We start from the raw sequence: 16,645 nt of genomic DNA, 5'->3' as shown, positions 1-16,645 counted from the left end.
GGGCCCGACCAGAAATACGAACGCCCGCGGAATGCGGGCGATTGTTTAAAACCGGTGTGGTTTTGTTGGTGGATGCGCCTTCGGCTTATCCCCCCTACGGTACAGTGCATTGCCGTAGGGTAGATAAGCGCAGCGCATCCACCATTGATTAGCGCTCCAGGCGGAGGGCGGCCAGCTCACCGTCGTCGGACAGGGCAAACAGCAGGTCGCCATCGGCCAGCAGCGGAATCCGGATCGGGTCGCGATCGATGCGGGTGCGGCCCACGAAGCGACCCGTATTCGGGTCCAGGGCGTGCAGGTAGCCGTCCAGGTCGCCCACAACCACCACATCACCAAAATACGCGGGGCCACTCACTTCCCTGCGCAGCAGCTCACTGTTTGTCCACTGAATCTGTCCATTACCTACATTGTAGGCGTGGACACTGCCGTCGGCGCCGCTCAGGAATACCTGGCCGGCGCCCACCGCCACACCGTGGTTTGTGGAAGCATCACGGGCCCAGAGGCCACGGCCGTCTTCACGGGACAGTGCGACCACCCGGCCCTGATAGCTGGCAGCGAAAACCAGCTCACCGCGCACCAGCGGTGCACCGTCGATATCCACAACCCGCTCCAGTTCTGCAGAGCCTTGCGGAATGGCCACACGCTGTTCCCAGCGGGTCAAACCATCGGTGGCACTCAACGCAATCAATTTGCCATTATCCAGACCGGCAAATACGACGCCACCGGTAATGACCGGGCTGGAGGTACCACGCAGGGTCAATACCGGCAGTGCGGTATTGTGGCGCCAGCGCTGCTCGCCAGTGCTGGCATCCAGCCCCAGGAGCTTGCCGTCGACGGTCTGCACCACCACCATACCGGCACCAACGGCCGGGGTGGATACCACCTCGCCGCTTAGCTGGGTGTTCCAGCGCTGTTCACCCGTATTGAGGTCAAGAGCCACAATACGGCCGCGGAAATCCGCAACCACGGCAATACCGAGACCGACACCGACACCACCACCGATGGAGCGGTCAATATCAGTTTTCCACAGGCGCTTGCCGGTGGCGCGGTCCAGCGCGTACACATCACCGTCGCTATTGGCGGCGATAATCTTGCCGTCGATGATGCCGGGTTTCAGCATGGCGTAGCGAAGCGCATCGATATCACCAATATTGGTGGACCACACTTCGCGCAGCTTTACACTTTCCTGAATCTCGGTGAGCTCCACCGGGTCTGTGTCTTCCTTTTCATCATTGGAAGCACAGGCACTGATCATCGCGGCCAGGGCCACGGCAAGAAATCGGTTGAGTGTCTTGCCCGCCGCGAAGCGGTTACCGGTGTGCGTGCTTATCATTGCGCGTTGTTCTCCGTTTCTGCATTGTCTGAATCGTTGTCGGATTCAGACAGCGGCGCAGCTTCCTTGGTTTCATTGGATTGAGCATCATCTGTCTGGGAGTCACTTTGCGGTGCTTCACCCAGACTTTCGATCTTCAGGTCCAGTAGGCGGGAGTTGGCCGCCTGCTCCGGCAGAATTTGTGCGCGCGCTTCCTGGTAAGCCGTGCGAGCGGCGTCTTTATCACCCTGCTGCACCAGAATGTCACCGCGGGTTTCCGCGTACAGAGATGCGAATGCGGGCGGCACCTCACCTTCCAGCAGTTTCAATGCTTCTTTGGTTTCACCACGAGCGGCTTTCACGGCGGCAAGACGTCGCTTGGCCAGCAGCTTCAACGCCTCGTCATTGGTATTATCCAGCGCCCACTGCAGCTCCTTGGCTGCCGTTTCCAGATCATTTTCTCTCGCGGCCAGCGCCGCCAGCTCCAGAGAGGCCTGAGCGGCGTAGATCCGCTTGGCGTAATCATCTTTCAGTTCACGAGCGAGAGATTGAGCCGTGGTGAGCTGCTTGTTGTCCGGTTTGCCCTCATTGGCGGAAACAGCGTCTACAAAGCTCTGGTATACGTTGGAGGCCGCTTCAGCTTCGCTGCGCTCCTTGCCCTGCCACCACTGCCAGCCAAAGTATGACGCCAGCGCCAGTACAACACCGGTAACAATGCCGGTACCGTTTTCTTTCCACCAGCGCTTGATGGATTCGATCTGTTCTTCTTCTGTCAGATGGTCTGCCATTTGTTATTTGCCTTATTCCCGATACCAGGTCTTGAAATGTTGATCGTTGATTTTCTACGCGATGCGGAGTCAGCCCCGCTCGCGACGAATCAATTCTGTAAAAGCGCGGCCAGCTCGGAGACCGCCACGGTCTGCTGCTCTACTTCTGCACGCAGGGACTTCACCGTTACCTGCCCCGCAGCCGCTTCGTCTTCGCCGATGATCAGTGCGTAATCCGCATTGCTCTTGTCGGCCTTCTTCATCTGGCTTTTAAAGCTGCCCCCGCCACAGTGGGTCTGCAGGCGCAGCCAAGGCAGGTCACTGCGCAGCTGCTCCGCCGCGGCCAGGGCGGCTGATTGTACATCACCCACTGCCACCAGATAGGCATCTACCTGTTGATCCAGGGTATCTGGCAGTACTTCCAGGGTTTCCAGTAACAGCACTAGGCGCTCCACACCGAGGCCGAAGCCGACTGCCGGGGTGGGTTTGCCGCCCATCTGTTCGACCAGGCCGTCGTAACGGCCGCCGGCACAGACGGTGCCCTGGGCGCCGAGGCTATCGGTCACCCATTCGAAAACGGTCTTGCCATAGTAGTCGAGACCGCGCACCAGGCGCGGATTTACTTCATAGGCTACGCCGGCGGCGTCCAAGAAGGCGCGCAGCTGGTCGAAATGCGCGCGGGATTCGTCGTCGAGGAAGTCCAACAGGCATGGCGCCTCTTCGAGCAGAGCCTGGGTATCCTGATTTTTGCTGTCGAGAATCCGCAGCGGATTCTTTTCCAGCCGGCGTTGACTGTCTTCGTCCAGCTGATCCTTGCGTGCTGACAGGTATTCCACCAGTGCATCGCGGAAGGCTGCGCGGCTTTCGCTGTTGCCGAGGGAGTTCAGCTGCAGGGTGACATGCTCGGATACGCCCAGCTGTTTCCACAGGCGCGCGGTCATCATCAGGATCTCGGCGTCGATATCCGGTCCTTCGATGCCGAACACCTCCACACCAAACTGGTGGAACTGGCGCAGGCGGCCTTTCTGCGGGCGCTCGTAGCGGAACATGGGGCCGAAGTACCAGAGGCGCTGGGGCTGGATCAGCAGGTTGTTCTGGATCGCCGCACGCACGGTACCCGCGGTACCTTCAGGGCGCAGGGTGACGCTGTCGCCGCTCTTGTCGTCGAAGGTATACATTTCCTTTTCGACAATATCGGTGGCTTCACCAACGGCGCGGGCGAACAGTTGCGTCGCTTCCAGGATCGGCGTGCGGATCTCGCTGTAGCCGTAGCGGGCGAAGAGTTCGCTGAGGGTGCTTTCCACGTATTGCCACACCGGTGACTGGGTGGGCTGCAGGTCATTCATGCCGCGGATGGCGCGAAGTTGTTTCAACGGTGGTCCTTAATGTCTGCTCTGTCGTCATGCCGGCGCAGGCCGGTATCCAGTTACGGAGCTGGATCCCGGATCGAGTCCGGGATGACGGGGTATCTAAATTACTCGGTGGTTTCCTTGGCGATGATGCTCGCTTCCTGGGCCTCTTTAGCGGCGGCCTTTTCGCGGATCAGTTTTTCCAGGTCTTCCACCAGGTTGTCATTTTTGAATTTGCGGTCCGGTTGGCCGTCCACATAAATCGCATGGCTCGGGGTGCCGCCGGCGAGGCCGATATCCGCCTCTTTGGCTTCACCCGGACCATTTACGATACAGCCAATCACCGCTACATCCAGCGGGGTGGTGATATCTTCCAGGCGGGTTTCCAGCTCGTTCATGGTCTTCACCACGTCGAAGTTCTGGCGCGAGCAGCTGGGGCAGGCAATAAAGTTGATGCCCTTGGTGCGCAGGCGCAGGCTCTTCAGCAGATCCCATCCCACCTTCACTTCTTCCACCGGATCCGCGGCAAGGGATACCCGCAGGGTATCGCCGATACCGTCCAGCAACAGGGCACCGAGGCCGATGGCTGACTTGACCGTACCGGAGCGCAGGCCGCCCGCTTCGGTGATACCCAGGTGCAGCGGCTGCTCAATCTGGGAGGCCAGTTTGCGGTAGGCCGCGGTGGCCATAAAAATATCCGAGGCCTTAACGCTTACCTTGAAGTCCTGGAAGTTCAGGCTGTCCAGAATATCGACGTGGCGCAGAGCGGATTCCACCAGCGCGTCCGGGGTGGGCTCGCCGTATTTTTTCTGCAGGTCCTTTTCCAGGGAGCCGGCGTTCACACCGATGCGGATCGGGATATTCAGATCCCGCGCCTTGTCCACCACTGCGCGAATGCGCTTTTCGCGGCCGATATTGCCCGGATTAATGCGCAGGCAATCCACACCCAGATCAGCAACCCGCAGGGCGATGCGATAGTCAAAGTGGATGTCCGCCACCAGCGGCACGGCTACCTGCTTTTTGATCTCGCCGAAGGCTTCCGCAGCCTCCATGGACGGAACCGACACCCGCACGATATCTGCGCCCGCCTTCTCCAGTCGCTGGATCTGGGCCACGGTAGCGGCCACATCGCAGGTCTCGGTGTTGGTCATGCTCTGTACGGAGATGGGCGCACCACCGCCGACCGGCACATTGCCCACCATGATCTGGCGTGACACGCGGCGAACTATGGGTGACTCGAACTGCATAACAGAACCTGCGTTGGCTTTAAGCGGGTATGGGTGACGGTAAAAAAACGGGGAGATTATAGATAGATTGGGCGCAAACCTACAGGCCACCTCATAGAATCTACTGCGCGAGTGCCTGGCGGCGCTAGGCGGTGCTGGTGCGCCAGCCCGGTCAAATGCTCATGTATTAACCATACACTCCGCTTTCTGCGCTCCGGCGGGCACCAGCAGGCACCCGCTCGCTACGATTCTAAGAGGTCGCCGCACGACCAAGCCGACTTAGCTTCATCCGCCCACAATAAGCTTGCGGGTGCGGCGATTGCCCAGCGGAGCACTGTCCACCACTTCACCGGCATAGCTGACAGTGGTGGCGGCGGCATTGCCCAGCATCAGATTGAACGGTGCCTCACCAGTCAACTCCACGGTAGATCCGGCGGGCTGTAGCTTGGCCAGCAATTTGTTACCTGCGGCATCGGTCACTTCCACCCAGGATTCTTCGCTGAAGGTCAACGACAAGGGAGCCCCCTCTTCCACGCTCGTCGCAATATCCGAGGGTGCTTCCGCGACCGCAGTCACCGCTGGTGCCGGGGTCACGGCGGATTCGACATCGTCAATCGACTCCACTGTCGCTCCAACAGCGACCGCGGGAGCGCCCTGGGCACTATACAACTCGATATCCGCCGGCACTGGATCAACTGCGCTTTCTTCAGGTGCGATTCCCGCTATCTCGCCCCCCATCCGCTCTGGATCGGCTGCGCCGAAGGTATCGAACTCGGACTCCACTGCATCCTTCGATGCCGGGGCCACCTCTGTGGTAAAACGCCCCGCGGGGGTCGCCTCAGCCATCGCGGGGTCTACCGCCGGCGCAACATTTGCACCTTGCACACCGAACCACCAATATCCGCCAGCCGCTGCCATGGCGAGCACCAAAACCGCAGGAGCGAATAGCGACCCGCCTTCACTTGGCTGTCCACCACGAGGCATGGCGGCACCGCGGGGCATTTCTGGAACGTGCACCGCAGACTCGACCGGTACCTGTTGCGCAAACGTTTCCAGTACCGGGGCGGCGTCCAGCCCCAACTCTTTGCAAGTATTGCGGATATAGCCGCGCACATAAGTGGCGCCGGCAAGCCGCTCAAAATCGTCCCGCTCCAGTGCCTCCAGCTTGTCTGCGGTCATACACAGGCGGCGCGCCAGCTCGTCCACACCCAGGCCTGCCTGCTCACGGGCGTGGCGCAACTGGCCACCGACGGAAACGGGGTTAGCGGCCGCTGCGGCCGGCTCAGAAACGGGATTATTGCTGCTCATTTTCGGCCATCATCTGTTGATACTTCAGCGTTTCCGCTGAATAGGGAAAGAGGTTTTTCAACGCGAGGGCGTAACTTCTTTCCTTGTCACGATTACCAAAGATTTTTTCAATACGAATACCGAGCCACAGGGATTGGGGCACCTGCCGGTTCTTTTCGGTAAAGCGGTCCAGATACTGCTTGGCCTGGGTGTAGTCCTGCTTTTCAAACTTGAGCTCTGCCAGCTCCAGCAGCGCCACCGGCAGGCCGGGGCTCAGGGCCAACGCCTTGGTGAATGCCTGCTCGGCACTATCCAGCTCATGCAATCGAAGCTCCGCACGGCCGAGGTTGGCCAGTGCATAGGAGCGGCGATTGTAGGTGAGATCTTCAGAGGCCGTCTTGAACTGATCTCTGGCATCCCGATAACGCTCCTGCTGATACAGAAATACCCCGTAGTTCACCCGGGCCATGGAAAAATTACGGTCGTAGCGCAATGCTTTTTCAAAGTGGGATTCGGCCACTTTCAGCTCACCATCGGCCTGGTACAGCAATGCCAGCCCGTGATGGGCCTGAGGGTCGCGCTTGCCCAGCTTGAGAGCTTCCTGGAAATGATGACGGGCCATCTCGCGGTTATCGCTGCCACTTTGCAAGTAGCGCAGTCCGAGCTGGATGTGAGTCTCACGGGCCTTGTCGAGGTCGATCTGTTTGCCACCGGGGCCGGTGGCCACACAGCCGCCCAGCAGCAGGGTGATCAGTAATCCGGCAAGGAGCGCCGGATTGGAAATTCTTGCTAACACTAGCCTCACCTTATGGTTATGGGGTGCGTACAACCTCGCACGCCAAATCCATTCGGCAATGCCCAGAAGCGATCAAAGCCGTTATGCCTGGCCCACAATCCTCACCGGGCGCTCGGCGTTGCGATAACGCTCGGAGCGGCGGGTGCGGTCGTTCACCTGGCCGGCCAGCTGACCACAGGCCGCAGCGATATCGTCGCCCCGGGTGGTACGCACGGTTACGGTATAGCCTTTGTCCAACAAAATCTGTTGAAAACGTCGCAAAGCGTTGTTGCTGACCCGCTGATAATCGGACAGCTCGAACGGGTTGAAGGGTATCAGATTTATCTTTACCGGCACATCACGCAGCAACTCTGCCAGCTGCTCCGCATGTTCCGGGCGGTCGTTCACCTCCCGGATCATGGTGTACTCGATGGTCATCTTGCGGTGATTATCCGGCATATTCTCGATGTAGCGCTTGGCGCTGTCGAGCAGCATGGCGATGGGGTACTTCTTGTTGATCGGCACCAGCACGTTGCGCAGCTCGTCGTTGGGTGCGTGCAGGGAAATCGCCAGGCTGACATCGGTCACTTCCGCCAGGCGATCCAGAGCCGGTACCACACCGGAGGTGCTCAAGGTGACCCGACGCTTGGAGATACCGTAGGCATTGTCTTCCATCATCAGGTTCATGGCATCGACCACATTGTCGAAGTTGAGCAGGGGCTCACCCATGCCCATCATCACCACATTGGTCACCTTGCGCGGGCCGTTTGGTTGCAGCTGACCAAAAGATTTACACGCGATCCACACCTGGCCAATGATCTCGGCCGCGGTCAGGTCGCGGTTGAAGCCCTGCTTGCCGGTGGCACAGAAGCTGCAGTCCAGGGAACAACCCACCTGGGAGGAGACACATAAAGTGCCGCGGTCACCATCGGGGATATAGACGGTCTCGATCACATTACCGCCGGCGACTTCGATGAGCCATTTGCGGGTGCCGTCGGCGGAATCCATCTGTTTGAGGACTTTGGGGGCGCGGACTTCGGCGATCTCGGACAGTTTGGCACGCATGACCTTACTGACGTTGGTCATCTGCTCAAAATCGTCCACGCCATTCTGGTGAATCCACTTCAGGACCTGTACCGCGCGAAAGCGTTTCTCGCCCAAACCGGCAAAGAAGTCCGCGAGCTTGTCTACGGAAAGCCCCAGCAGGTTAACTTTCTCGGTCTGTACAACTGTCCGTACTTCGGTCATGGATTCACCTTGCACCGGTAGCGGTGCGGAAATTCAAAAACTTCGTCATGCCGGACTTGATCCGGCATCCAGTGTCTGGATCCCGGGTCAAGCCCGGGATGACGATTGCGGCGCTGATTAGCGTGCGCAGATTTCTTCGGCAGAGAAGAAGTAGCTTACTTCGCGCTCGGCGGAAGCCGCGGAGTCGGAACCGTGTACCGCGTTGGCATCGATGCTGTCAGCAAAGTCTGCACGGATGGTGCCAGCGTCGGCTTCTTTCGGGTTGGTGGCGCCCATCAGGTCGCGGTTGGCCAGAATGGCGTTCTCGCCTTCCAGAACCTGTACAACAACCGGGCCAGAGGTCATGAATTCAACCAGGTCTTTGAAGAAAGGACGCTCTTTGTGCTCGGCATAGAAACCTTCCGCTTTCTCCTGAGACAGCTGAACCATCTTCATGGCGACAATGCGCAGGCCCGCTTTCTCGAAGCGGCTCTCGATTTCACCGATAACGTTCTTGGCTACGGCGTCCGGCTTGATGATGGACAGGGTACGTTCCACGGCCATGATTTTCTCCATTTCTAGGTTTTGCAAAAAATTTGTCTTAAGACAGATACGAAAAGAGCAACTCACGTTGCTCTTCCCTGAATTCTCTCACCGCGGAAACTGTCGATTAATTAACCAATCCGGGTTCGCGGAGCGCGGATTATACGCGTTGATTGATGAAGTTTGTACTGTTTGATTTGGTGGATGCGCTGCGCTTATCCACCCTACGGAATACGGTTGTCTTCCGTCATCCCGGGCCTGACCCGGGATCCTGAGAACAGAGCTCCGTAGCGCTGGATGCCGGATCGAGTCCGGCATGACGGGCTTTATTCGCTTTCTTCGATCCACGCGGCCTGAATGGCCTCCAGAATCTTCTCGCCGCAGCGGTCCGGATCGTCGTCGAATTCCGGCAGATCCATCACCCACTTGCGCAGGTCGACGAAGTTGACCGTCAACGGATCCTTGTCCGGGTAGGTATCGCTGAGTTCGATGGCGATATCGTGAATGTCTGTCCATTTCATACCGGCAGAGCCCTCAGTGTTTTTCGGAAACCTGATTGATGGTGTACTTGGGAATTTCGACCACCAGGTCTTCTTTATCCACAATCGCCTGACAGGACAGACGGGATTCCGGCTCCAGACCCCAGGCCTTGTCCAGCAGGTCCTCTTCCAGCTCGTCGGGCTCGCCCAGAGAATCAAAGCCCTCGCGCACGATCACATGGCAGGTGGTGCAGGCGCAGGCCTTTTCACAGGCATGCTCGATGTCCACGCCATTTTTCAATGCAGCGTCGCACACGCTGATGCCCGGCTCCACTTCAATAACCTTGCCATCGGGACACAGCTCTTCGTGGGGTAGGAATACGATTTTCGGCATAACTTATTTCTCTATTAATCGCGACCGCCCTCAGGGCTTGTCGAATTCATCCAGACTGTGGCCCTGCATGGCGCGTTTGATGGAAGCATCCATACGGCGCGCGGCGAAGGGCTCGGAAAGTGCATTCAGCTCGTCAATGCGGGAGCGAATCTCTTCCGCAGTGCCGCCGTTATGGGCCAGGCGCAAGGCTTCCATGGCGCGCTCCAACTCTGCCAGCTCACTTTCGCTCAACAGCTCCGCACCATTTTCCTGCAGGGCGACAAGCATCGCCTCCAGGGTACGCTCGGCTTCCACCTGGGCCTCACGCTGGGCGCGCACGGCAATATCTTCCTCGGCGTTGGCGTAGGAGTCCTGCAACATGCGGGTGATATCGGAGTCCTCAAGGCCGTAAGACGGCTTGACGGTGATTTCCGCCTGCACGCCGCTGCTCTTTTCCATGGCGGTTACGGACAGCAAACCGTCCGCATCCACCTGGTAGGTTACGCGGATATGCGCCGCGCCGGCCACCATGGGCGGGATGCCGCGAAGCTCGAAACGGGCCAACGAGCGGCAGTCACTCACCAGCTCGCGCTCGCCCTGCACTACGTGAATGGCCATGGCAGTCTGGCCGTCTTTGAAGGTGGTGAATTCCTGGGCCTTGGCCACGGGGATGGTGGTGTTACGGTGGATTAATTTTTCCGTGAGGCCACCCATGGTCTCGATACCCAGGGACAGCGGGATAACATCGAGCAACAACAGGTCTTCGCGGGACTTGTTGCCCACAAGTACGTCCGCCTGAATCGCCGCGCCGATGGCGACCACCTGATCCGGGTCGATATCCGCATGGGGCTCGCGACCGAAAAATTCCTGCACTTTCTCCCGCACGCGCAGGGTGCGGGTAGAGCCGCCCACCAGAACCACTTCTTCCACGTCGTCCGCGGTGAGATCCGCATCGCGCAAGGCACGCTTGCAGGCGCGCAGGGTTTTAGTGATCAGCGGATCCAGCAGCTCGGCCAGCTTGGCGCGATGCAGTTGCGCGGACCAGTCACCGTATGCAACCGCCACCGAGGTCTCGGCGGCCAGTGCCTCTTTGGCGGCGCAGGCGGCATTCAGCAGTTTGCGCTGGGTGCCGGCATCGAGATCGGTACCAAGCCCCGCTTCCGCGGCCATCCACTCGGCCACGGCGCGGTCGAAGTCATCACCGCCGAGGGCGCTGTCGCCGCCGGTCGACAGCACTTCGAACACACCCTTGGACAGGCGCAGAATGGAAATATCAAAGGTACCGCCGCCGAGGTCATATACGGCGATGGTTTTGTCGGCCACGTCGCTACCGTCGTCGGCCTTGTCGAGCCCGTAGGCCACGGCGGCAGCGGTGGGTTCGTTTAACAGGCGCAGTACTTTCAGCCCCGCCAGTTTGGCGGCATCTTTGGTGGCCTGGCGCTGGGCGTCATCAAAATACGCAGGCACGGTGATCACTGCACCGTCCAGCGGGCCGCCCAGGGATTGCGCACCGCGCTCGGCGAGAACCTTGAGGATTTCTGCGGATACCTGCACCGGGTTCACCGCACCGGCTACCGTTTCGATGGACGGCATGCCGGACTTGTCTTCGCTGAATTTGTACGGCAACTGCTCGCCGAAGTGTTTGATATCGGCGATGCCACGCCCCATCAGACGCTTGATGGAAATAAGGGTGTTGTAAGGATCTTCACCGGCGGCGGCGCGAGCGCCGTAGCCCACTTCCACCCCCTGCTCGGTGTAACGCACCGCAGAGGGCAAAATGGCTTGGCCATCTTCCGCAGGCAGCGCTTCCGCAGAGCCACTGCGCACCGTTGCCACCAGGGAATTGGTGGTGCCGAGGTCGATGCCTACAGCGCGCTTGCGCTCGTGGGGTTCGGGGGTCTGGCCGGGTTCGGAGATCTGCAGTAATGCCATAAGTCAGTCTTAATCCAATAAATCTTCTTCGAGCTCTTCAATCTGGCGCTGCAGCTTGGCGAGAAACTGCAGTTTCAGGAGCGCGCTTTTCGCATCTTCCAGCGCACTATGTTCTAAAGCCTGCGCGAACGCCTGCTCCTGCACCTTGAACAACTGCGCGGTTTCGCTCGCGAGGTCTTCGAGTTCCGCTTCCGGGTCAGAGGCTTCGCGCACCTCCTCTAAACGCTCGCGCAAAATCATCTGCTGCATCAGGAATTCGCCGTCGGCAGTGGTCTGCTCCGGATTGATTTCCACACCGGCCAGCTTCAACAGGTAAGCGGCGCGCGCCACCGGGTCTTTCAGCGTATTATTCGCCTCATTGATCTGCGCCGCGTATTGCATCGCAAGCATCTGCTCGCGCTCGGACTTTGCCGCAAAGCGGTCCGGGTGAAACTCCTGCTGCAGTTCGCGATAGCGCTGTGCCAGCGCCTGACGATCGATCGAATAAGAGACCGGAAGACCAAAAATTTCAAAGTGATTTTGTTGCATAGTTATCACTGCGAGAGCTTCGCTACAGAAAGTGCCACCAGATAACAAAAAGGCCGGCATGCAGTCGCGCACCCGGCCTTGTTGCTGCTGCGCTCGAGCCTTATACGTGAAAGCTCTCGCCGCAACCGCACTCATTCTTGACGTTGGGGTTTTTGAAGGCGAAACCCTCGTTCAACCCCTCTTTGACAAAGTCCAGCTCGGTGCCGTCGAGATAAGCGAGACTCTTCGGGTCGACGATCAGCTTCACATCACCGGCATCGAACACCTGGTCCTCCGCCTCGGCCTGGTCTACGAACTCAAGCACGTACGCCATACCAGAGCAGCCGGCGGTTTTTACACCCACACGAATACCAATACCTTTACCGCGACTGGCCAGCTGTTTGGCAACGTGTGCCCGGGCCGCTTCGGTCATGGTAATTGCCATCGGAGCTACTCCTTACTTCTCTGTCTATTCAGTGCTGGCGCTTAGCCCGCAGCCTGTTCTGCTGCTTCACTGCTCTTTTCACCGCGTTTTTCGCGAATATTGTTCACTGCCGCCTTGATAGCGTCTTCCGCCAGCACGGAGCAGTGAATTTTCACCGGCGGCAACGCCAGCTCTTCGGCGATCTCGGTGTTCTTGATCTGTGCCGCCTCATCCAGAGACTTACCCTTCACCCATTCGGTGAGCAGGGAGCTGGAAGCGATGGCAGAACCGCAGCCGTAGGTTTTGAACTTGGCGTCTTCGATAATGCCGTTATCGTTCACCTGAATCTGCAGACGCATTACGTCACCACAGGCCGGGGCGCCAACCATACCGGTACCCACGTTATCCGCCTTATCGTCCAGACGGCCAACGTTACGGGGGTGCTCGTAGTGGTCAATTACTTTATCGCTATAGGCCATGACTATACCCTCTCAAAAATTCCTGATTTCGGCAGTGCGTTAGTGGGCTGCCCATTCGATGGTGCTGAGATCAACACCATCCTTGTACATATCCCAGAGTGGGGACAGCTCGCGCAGTTTTTCTACTGCCTTCCTTACTTCTTTGGCCGCAGTATCCACGTCCTGTTCCGTGGTGAAACGACCAAAACTGAAGCGCAGCGAACTGTGAGCCAACTCGTCGTTGACACCCAGGGCGCGCAGTACGTAACTGGGCTCCAGACTGGCAGATGTACAGGCGGAGCCGGAAGAGATCGCCAAGTCCTTCAGCGACATAATCAGGCTCTCGCCTTCCACAAACGCGAAGCTCACGTTCAGGTTGCCCGGTACACGCTGCTCCGCGGAACCGTTAATGTGCACCTCTTCCATATCGCTGATCTGGCTCCAGAAACGCTCGCGCAGCGCAACCATGCGCTTGGCCTCTTCCGCCATTTCTTCTTTGGCGATACGGAAAGCCTCCCCCATACCCACAATCTGGTGGGTTGCCAACGTGCCGGAGCGCATACCGCGCTCGTGACCACCACCATGCATCTGGGCCTCGATACGTACCCGCGGCTTGCGGCGAACGTACAGAGCGCCAATACCTTTAGGGCCGTAAACTTTGTGGGCGGAGAAGGACATCAGATCCACTTTCAGCTCCGCCAGGTCGATTTCGATCTTGCCGGCGCTCTGGGCCGCATCTACGTGAAAAATAACCTTGCGCGCGCGGCACAGCTCGCCAATTGCAGCGATATCATTGATCACGCCAATCTCGTTATTGACGTGCATCAGGCTCACCAGAATGGTGTCTTCGCGCATCGCCTCTTCCACCTGCTCCGGATAGACGATACCGTCTTCCTTAGGATTCAGGTATGTAACCTCAAACCCTTCACGCTCCAGCTGGCGGCAGGTATCCAGAACGGCCTTATGCTCGATCTTAGAGGTAATGATGTGCTTACCGCGCCCCTGATAGAAATGCGCAGCGCCCTTGATCGCAAGGTTGTCAGACTCGGTGGCACCGCTGGTCCAGACGATTTCCCGCGGGTCCGCGTTGACCAGTTCCGCTACCTGGCGACGGGCATCTTCCACCGCCTCTTCCGCCTTCCAACCGAACAGGTGGGAGCGAGAAGCGGGGTTACCGAAGTTGCCTTCCATGGTCAACTGCTCCGCCATTTTACTGGCGACGCGCGGGTCTACCGGACATGTAGCCGAATAATCCAGATAAATGGGAAGCTTCATAATCTCTTGTCTCCACTCGCCGATATTGTTCGGCGCCATACTGCTGTCGCTAATTTGCGTCCAAATTTTTTGCTGGCCAGAACGCAGTGCCTGACCGGGCGGCCGGCACCTTACTGCAAGCCGCCGATAATCGCTACTTTCTGCTCAATGTTGTCGCCCAGAGCGGCACTGCGGCCATCCTGACGACGGGCCACTTCCTGCACTTCGGCGCGAGCGACCATGTCCGCCAGACTGATACCATTGAGAAAGCCGTGAATCTGATGACTGAGGTCTGTCCACAGGTAATGAGTGAGACATTGCTCACCGGCCGAGCAGTCGCTATTACCGCCACAGCTGGTGGCATCGACGGACTCATTGACGGCATCAATGATTTCCGCCACACAGATCTCAGCGCCCGGACGCGCCAGACGGTAGCCGCCACCGGGGCCGCGCACACTGGACACCAGCCCGGACTGACGCAGCCGGGAAAAAAGCTGCTCCAGGTAGGAAAGGGAGATTTCCTGACGCTTGGAAATATCCGCCAGACTGATGGGGCCGCGTTCGGCGTGTAACGCCAGGTCCAGCATCGCTGTGACCGCATACCGCCCTTTGGTTGTTAACCGCATACCCTCTCCTGGAAAGTCGCACCTGGTCGCGCCAATCAGCGTCGCCGGGCGTTCGATGACGCCCTGCAGCCCTTACCGGCACTACTGATTCGGGGCGCGAGTATGGAATAACCCACTACTTCAGTCAAGTATATAGCCGAGCGTTATGGTCGGGTATTTGGCGTTTGCTTAGACCTATTGGTTATCAGCTTTGACCACCCAGACATAACCGAGACGGGCCCAGGTCAGTCCGGGCGACCCTTGCCACCACTGCGATGGATATGGTTCTGGATAGCGGTCAGCATGCCGCGCAGAATGCCCAGCTCCATATCGTCCGGACGCACTCGACTGAACAGTCTGCGGAGGCGGGTCATGGTTTGACGGGGATTGTCCGGATCGATAAACCCGAGTTCGGCCAGTGCCAGCTCGAGATGCTCGTAGTAGAGCTCCATATCGGCCGCTTTGGCAGGCGGCCTGTCCCAGTCGGTGAACTTCAGCGCTTCACCCTTATCGGCTTCCAGCGCCGCCATTCGAGCCTCGTAGACCAGCACCTGTACCGCCGTTGCCAGATTGAGAGAGCTGTACTCCGGATTAGCCGGGATATGCACGTGGAAATTGCAGGCCTGCAACTCCTCGTTCGTCAGCCCGCGGTCCTCACGACCGAACACTAGGGCAACCGGGTGAGATTTGGCCTCAGCCACAGCGCGGACACCGCACTCTCGCGGCGTCAGCAGCGGCCAGGGAATACGCCGCTCACGAGCACTGGTGGCCACTACCAGCCCGCAGTCGGCGACCGCCTCCTCCAGCGTCTCCACAACCACCGCACTGTCCAGCAGCTCGGCGGCACCCGCCGCCCGCCATACCGCATTGGCCGCGGGAAACTCGCGAGGCTGCACCAGATAGAGCTGGCGCAACCCCATATTCTTGAGCGCTCGCGCCGCGCCGCCAATATTGCCGGGGTGCGCGCTGTTCACCAGCACCACGCGGATATTGCCCAGCGCCGCGAGCGCGGACTGAGAAGCCATCTGAGTTGAGGTTTCCGAAGGGGAAGTCGCCATGGTGATTCCGGATATGAACTGGATGAACGGGGAAATTCGGGCCAAGACCCGACCTACGGGACACACCCGCACTAGCCTAGACTTGGCCATGACAAAACGGGCGCGGAGTGTAGCAAAATTGAACGGAAATCCCTACAATCGCGACCGTCGGCAGGCCCGACATTGCTTTTTACCATTCACAATCCACTACTGATCGCGGAATCCCTATGGAACCCATGCTGAATATTGCCCTGCGCGCGGCGCGCAAGGCCGGTGAACTGATCGAGCGCGCCTGGGAGCGCGGCGACCTGATGAAGTTTGAAGAAAAGGGGCGCAACGATTACGTGACGGAAGTGGACAAGGCCAGCGAGCAGGAGATCATCTACCACCTGCGCAAAGCCTACCCCAAGCACAGCATTCGCGCCGAAGAAAGCGGCATTCAGGAAGGCGCCGAGCCGGAATACGAGTGGATTATCGATCCGCTGGACGGCACCACCAACTTTATCCATGGCCTCCCCCACTTCGCCATTTCCATCGCCTGCAAGCACAAAGGCCAGATCGAGCACGCCGTGGTGCTGGACCCCATCAAACGGGAAGAGTTCACCGCGAGCCGCGGACGAGGCGCCGCCCTGAATGGCCGCCGCATCCGTGTGTCCAACCGCCAGGGTCTGAACGGCGCATTGATTGGCACCGGCATCCCGTTTAACGGCGACTCCTTCGATAATATCGATGGCTACCTTGGAGCAATGAAAGACATCGCCGGACAGACCGCGGGCATCCGCCGCCCAGGTGCCGCCGCGCTAGACTTGGCCTATGTGGCCGCTGGCCGCTTCGATGGCTTCTGGGAAATGTATCTGAACACTTGGGATATCGCCGCAGGCTCGCTGCTGGTGAAAGAGGCCGGCGGCCTGATCAGTGATTTCCGCGGCGGCAACGAATACCTGGACTCTGGCAATCTGGTTTGTGCCACCCCCAAAACCTTCAAGCCTCTACTGCAAATCGTCGGCAAGCACCTGGGTAAAATTCGCCAATAATCCAGCAGCGGCGGGCAGCGCCCGGTGACGGCACCACGCCGTTATCGCGCTGCCCC

Annotated in this window: 18 protein-coding genes; 1 reads left to right on the top strand and 17 read right to left on the bottom strand. The window is 59.0% G+C overall.

The features are described 5' to 3' along the window. Positions 1-148 precede the first annotated feature (148 nt). From bamB to trmJ, 17 genes are all read right to left on the bottom strand, one after another. Entirely contained in the window at positions 149-1,333 is a 1,185-nt protein-coding gene (bamB, locus tag AAFH99_RS07445) for an outer membrane protein assembly factor BamB (protein WP_406829066.1), read from the bottom strand. Next, a complete protein-coding gene (locus AAFH99_RS07440) occupies positions 1,330-2,100 on the bottom strand; it encodes a tetratricopeptide repeat protein (RefSeq protein ID WP_043317343.1) in 771 nt (256 codons plus the stop codon). Before AAFH99_RS07440 ends, bamB begins: the two co-directional genes overlap by 4 nt. Before the next feature lie 89 nt (positions 2,101-2,189). After that, positions 2,190-3,452, bottom strand: coding sequence for a histidine--tRNA ligase (gene hisS, locus AAFH99_RS07435; protein ID WP_406829065.1), 1,263 nt, complete (start codon positions 3,450-3,452; stop codon positions 2,190-2,192). Positions 3,453-3,553: 101 nt separating this feature from the next. After that, the gene (ispG, locus tag AAFH99_RS07430) at positions 3,554-4,675 is read right to left on the bottom strand and encodes a flavodoxin-dependent (E)-4-hydroxy-3-methylbut-2-enyl-diphosphate synthase (RefSeq protein WP_043317345.1); all 1,122 of its coding nucleotides are present in this window, start codon (positions 4,673-4,675) and stop codon (positions 3,554-3,556) included. Between the two features lie 264 nt (positions 4,676-4,939). Continuing rightward, on the bottom strand, positions 4,940-5,962 hold the full coding sequence (locus AAFH99_RS07425) for a RodZ domain-containing protein (RefSeq protein WP_043317346.1): 1,023 nt from the start codon (positions 5,960-5,962) through the stop codon (positions 4,940-4,942). Next, on the bottom strand, positions 5,949-6,737 hold the full coding sequence (pilW, locus tag AAFH99_RS07420) for a type IV pilus biogenesis/stability protein PilW (RefSeq protein ID WP_051687010.1): 789 nt from the start codon (positions 6,735-6,737) through the stop codon (positions 5,949-5,951). The genes AAFH99_RS07425 and pilW overlap by 14 nt, the downstream gene beginning before the upstream one ends. Before the next feature lie 81 nt (positions 6,738-6,818). Next, on the bottom strand, positions 6,819-7,964 hold the full coding sequence (rlmN, locus tag AAFH99_RS07415) for a 23S rRNA (adenine(2503)-C(2))-methyltransferase RlmN (protein WP_406829064.1): 1,146 nt from the start codon (positions 7,962-7,964) through the stop codon (positions 6,819-6,821). Positions 7,965-8,081: 117 nt separating this feature from the next. Then, positions 8,082-8,507: a nucleoside-diphosphate kinase gene (ndk, locus tag AAFH99_RS07410; protein WP_043318389.1), complete on the bottom strand. Its 426-nt coding sequence runs from the start codon at positions 8,505-8,507 to the stop codon at positions 8,082-8,084. A gap of 305 nt (positions 8,508-8,812) precedes the next feature. Further along, positions 8,813-9,007 (bottom strand): Fe-S cluster assembly protein IscX, encoded by a 195-nt coding sequence (gene iscX / locus AAFH99_RS07405; protein ID WP_043317353.1) that lies wholly within the window; start codon positions 9,005-9,007, stop codon positions 8,813-8,815. Positions 9,008-9,020: 13 nt separating this feature from the next. Then, positions 9,021-9,359, bottom strand: a complete 339-nt coding sequence (gene fdx, locus AAFH99_RS07400; RefSeq protein ID WP_043317355.1) for an ISC system 2Fe-2S type ferredoxin — start codon at positions 9,357-9,359, stop codon at positions 9,021-9,023. A 30-nt stretch (positions 9,360-9,389) separates the two neighbouring features. Beyond that, a complete protein-coding gene (hscA, locus tag AAFH99_RS07395) occupies positions 9,390-11,270 on the bottom strand; it encodes a Fe-S protein assembly chaperone HscA (RefSeq protein WP_406829063.1) in 1,881 nt (626 codons plus the stop codon). Between the two features lie 9 nt (positions 11,271-11,279). Further along, entirely contained in the window at positions 11,280-11,798 is a 519-nt protein-coding gene (hscB, locus tag AAFH99_RS07390) for a co-chaperone HscB (RefSeq protein ID WP_043318391.1), read from the bottom strand. Between the two features lie 100 nt (positions 11,799-11,898). Then, positions 11,899-12,222, bottom strand: coding sequence for an iron-sulfur cluster assembly protein IscA (iscA, locus tag AAFH99_RS07385; protein ID WP_043317360.1), 324 nt, complete (start codon positions 12,220-12,222; stop codon positions 11,899-11,901). A gap of 41 nt (positions 12,223-12,263) precedes the next feature. Beyond that, a complete protein-coding gene (gene iscU / locus AAFH99_RS07380; protein ID WP_043317362.1) occupies positions 12,264-12,680 on the bottom strand; it encodes a Fe-S cluster assembly scaffold IscU in 417 nt (138 codons plus the stop codon). A 39-nt stretch (positions 12,681-12,719) separates the two neighbouring features. Continuing rightward, on the bottom strand, positions 12,720-13,934 hold the full coding sequence (locus tag AAFH99_RS07375) for an IscS subfamily cysteine desulfurase (protein ID WP_043318395.1): 1,215 nt from the start codon (positions 13,932-13,934) through the stop codon (positions 12,720-12,722). 110 nt (positions 13,935-14,044) lie between these two features. Continuing rightward, entirely contained in the window at positions 14,045-14,539 is a 495-nt protein-coding gene (iscR, locus tag AAFH99_RS07370; protein ID WP_043317364.1) for a Fe-S cluster assembly transcriptional regulator IscR, read from the bottom strand. Between the two features lie 224 nt (positions 14,540-14,763). Then, positions 14,764-15,543 (bottom strand): tRNA (cytosine(32)/uridine(32)-2'-O)-methyltransferase TrmJ, encoded by a 780-nt coding sequence (gene trmJ, locus AAFH99_RS07365; RefSeq protein WP_043318397.1) that lies wholly within the window; start codon positions 15,541-15,543, stop codon positions 14,764-14,766. A gap of 239 nt (positions 15,544-15,782) precedes the next feature. Between trmJ and AAFH99_RS07360 the strand changes: the two genes are divergently transcribed. Further along, the gene (locus tag AAFH99_RS07360; RefSeq protein ID WP_043317366.1) at positions 15,783-16,589 is read left to right on the top strand and encodes an inositol monophosphatase family protein; all 807 of its coding nucleotides are present in this window, start codon (positions 15,783-15,785) and stop codon (positions 16,587-16,589) included. The last annotated feature ends 56 nt before the right edge of the window (positions 16,590-16,645 follow it).

The organism is Microbulbifer sp. ARAS458-1 (assembly GCF_045348205.1).
Taxonomy (GTDB): domain Bacteria; phylum Pseudomonadota; class Gammaproteobacteria; order Pseudomonadales; family Cellvibrionaceae; genus Microbulbifer.
This window is presented reverse-complemented; position numbering and strand designations above follow the sequence as displayed.

Coding starts and splice junctions, on each gene's coding strand:
- bamB (WP_406829066.1), bottom strand. CDS start 1,333: ATGATAAGCACGCACACCGGTAACCGCTTCGCGGCGGGCAAGACACTC.
- AAFH99_RS07440 (WP_043317343.1), bottom strand. CDS start 2,100: ATGGCAGACCATCTGACAGAAGAAGAACAGATCGAATCCATCAAGCGC.
- ispG (WP_043317345.1), bottom strand. CDS start 4,675: ATGCAGTTCGAGTCACCCATAGTTCGCCGCGTGTCACGCCAGATCATG.
- AAFH99_RS07425 (WP_043317346.1), bottom strand. CDS start 5,962: ATGAGCAGCAATAATCCCGTTTCTGAGCCGGCCGCAGCGGCCGCTAAC.
- rlmN (WP_406829064.1), bottom strand. CDS start 7,964: ATGACCGAAGTACGGACAGTTGTACAGACCGAGAAAGTTAACCTGCTG.
- ndk (WP_043318389.1), bottom strand. CDS start 8,507: ATGGCCGTGGAACGTACCCTGTCCATCATCAAGCCGGACGCCGTAGCC.
- iscX (WP_043317353.1), bottom strand. CDS start 9,007: ATGAAATGGACAGACATTCACGATATCGCCATCGAACTCAGCGATACC.
- fdx (WP_043317355.1), bottom strand. CDS start 9,359: ATGCCGAAAATCGTATTCCTACCCCACGAAGAGCTGTGTCCCGATGGC.
- hscA (WP_406829063.1), bottom strand. CDS start 11,270: ATGGCATTACTGCAGATCTCCGAACCCGGCCAGACCCCCGAACCCCAC.
- hscB (WP_043318391.1), bottom strand. CDS start 11,798: ATGCAACAAAATCACTTTGAAATTTTTGGTCTTCCGGTCTCTTATTCG.
- iscA (WP_043317360.1), bottom strand. CDS start 12,222: ATGGCAATTACCATGACCGAAGCGGCCCGGGCACACGTTGCCAAACAG.
- iscU (WP_043317362.1), bottom strand. CDS start 12,680: ATGGCCTATAGCGATAAAGTAATTGACCACTACGAGCACCCCCGTAAC.
- AAFH99_RS07375 (WP_043318395.1), bottom strand. CDS start 13,934: ATGAAGCTTCCCATTTATCTGGATTATTCGGCTACATGTCCGGTAGAC.
- iscR (WP_043317364.1), bottom strand. CDS start 14,539: ATGCGGTTAACAACCAAAGGGCGGTATGCGGTCACAGCGATGCTGGAC.
- trmJ (WP_043318397.1), bottom strand. CDS start 15,543: ATGGCTTCTCAGTCCGCGCTCGCGGCGCTGGGCAATATCCGCGTGGTG.
- AAFH99_RS07360 (WP_043317366.1), top strand. CDS start 15,783: ATGGAACCCATGCTGAATATTGCCCTGCGCGCGGCGCGCAAGGCCGGT.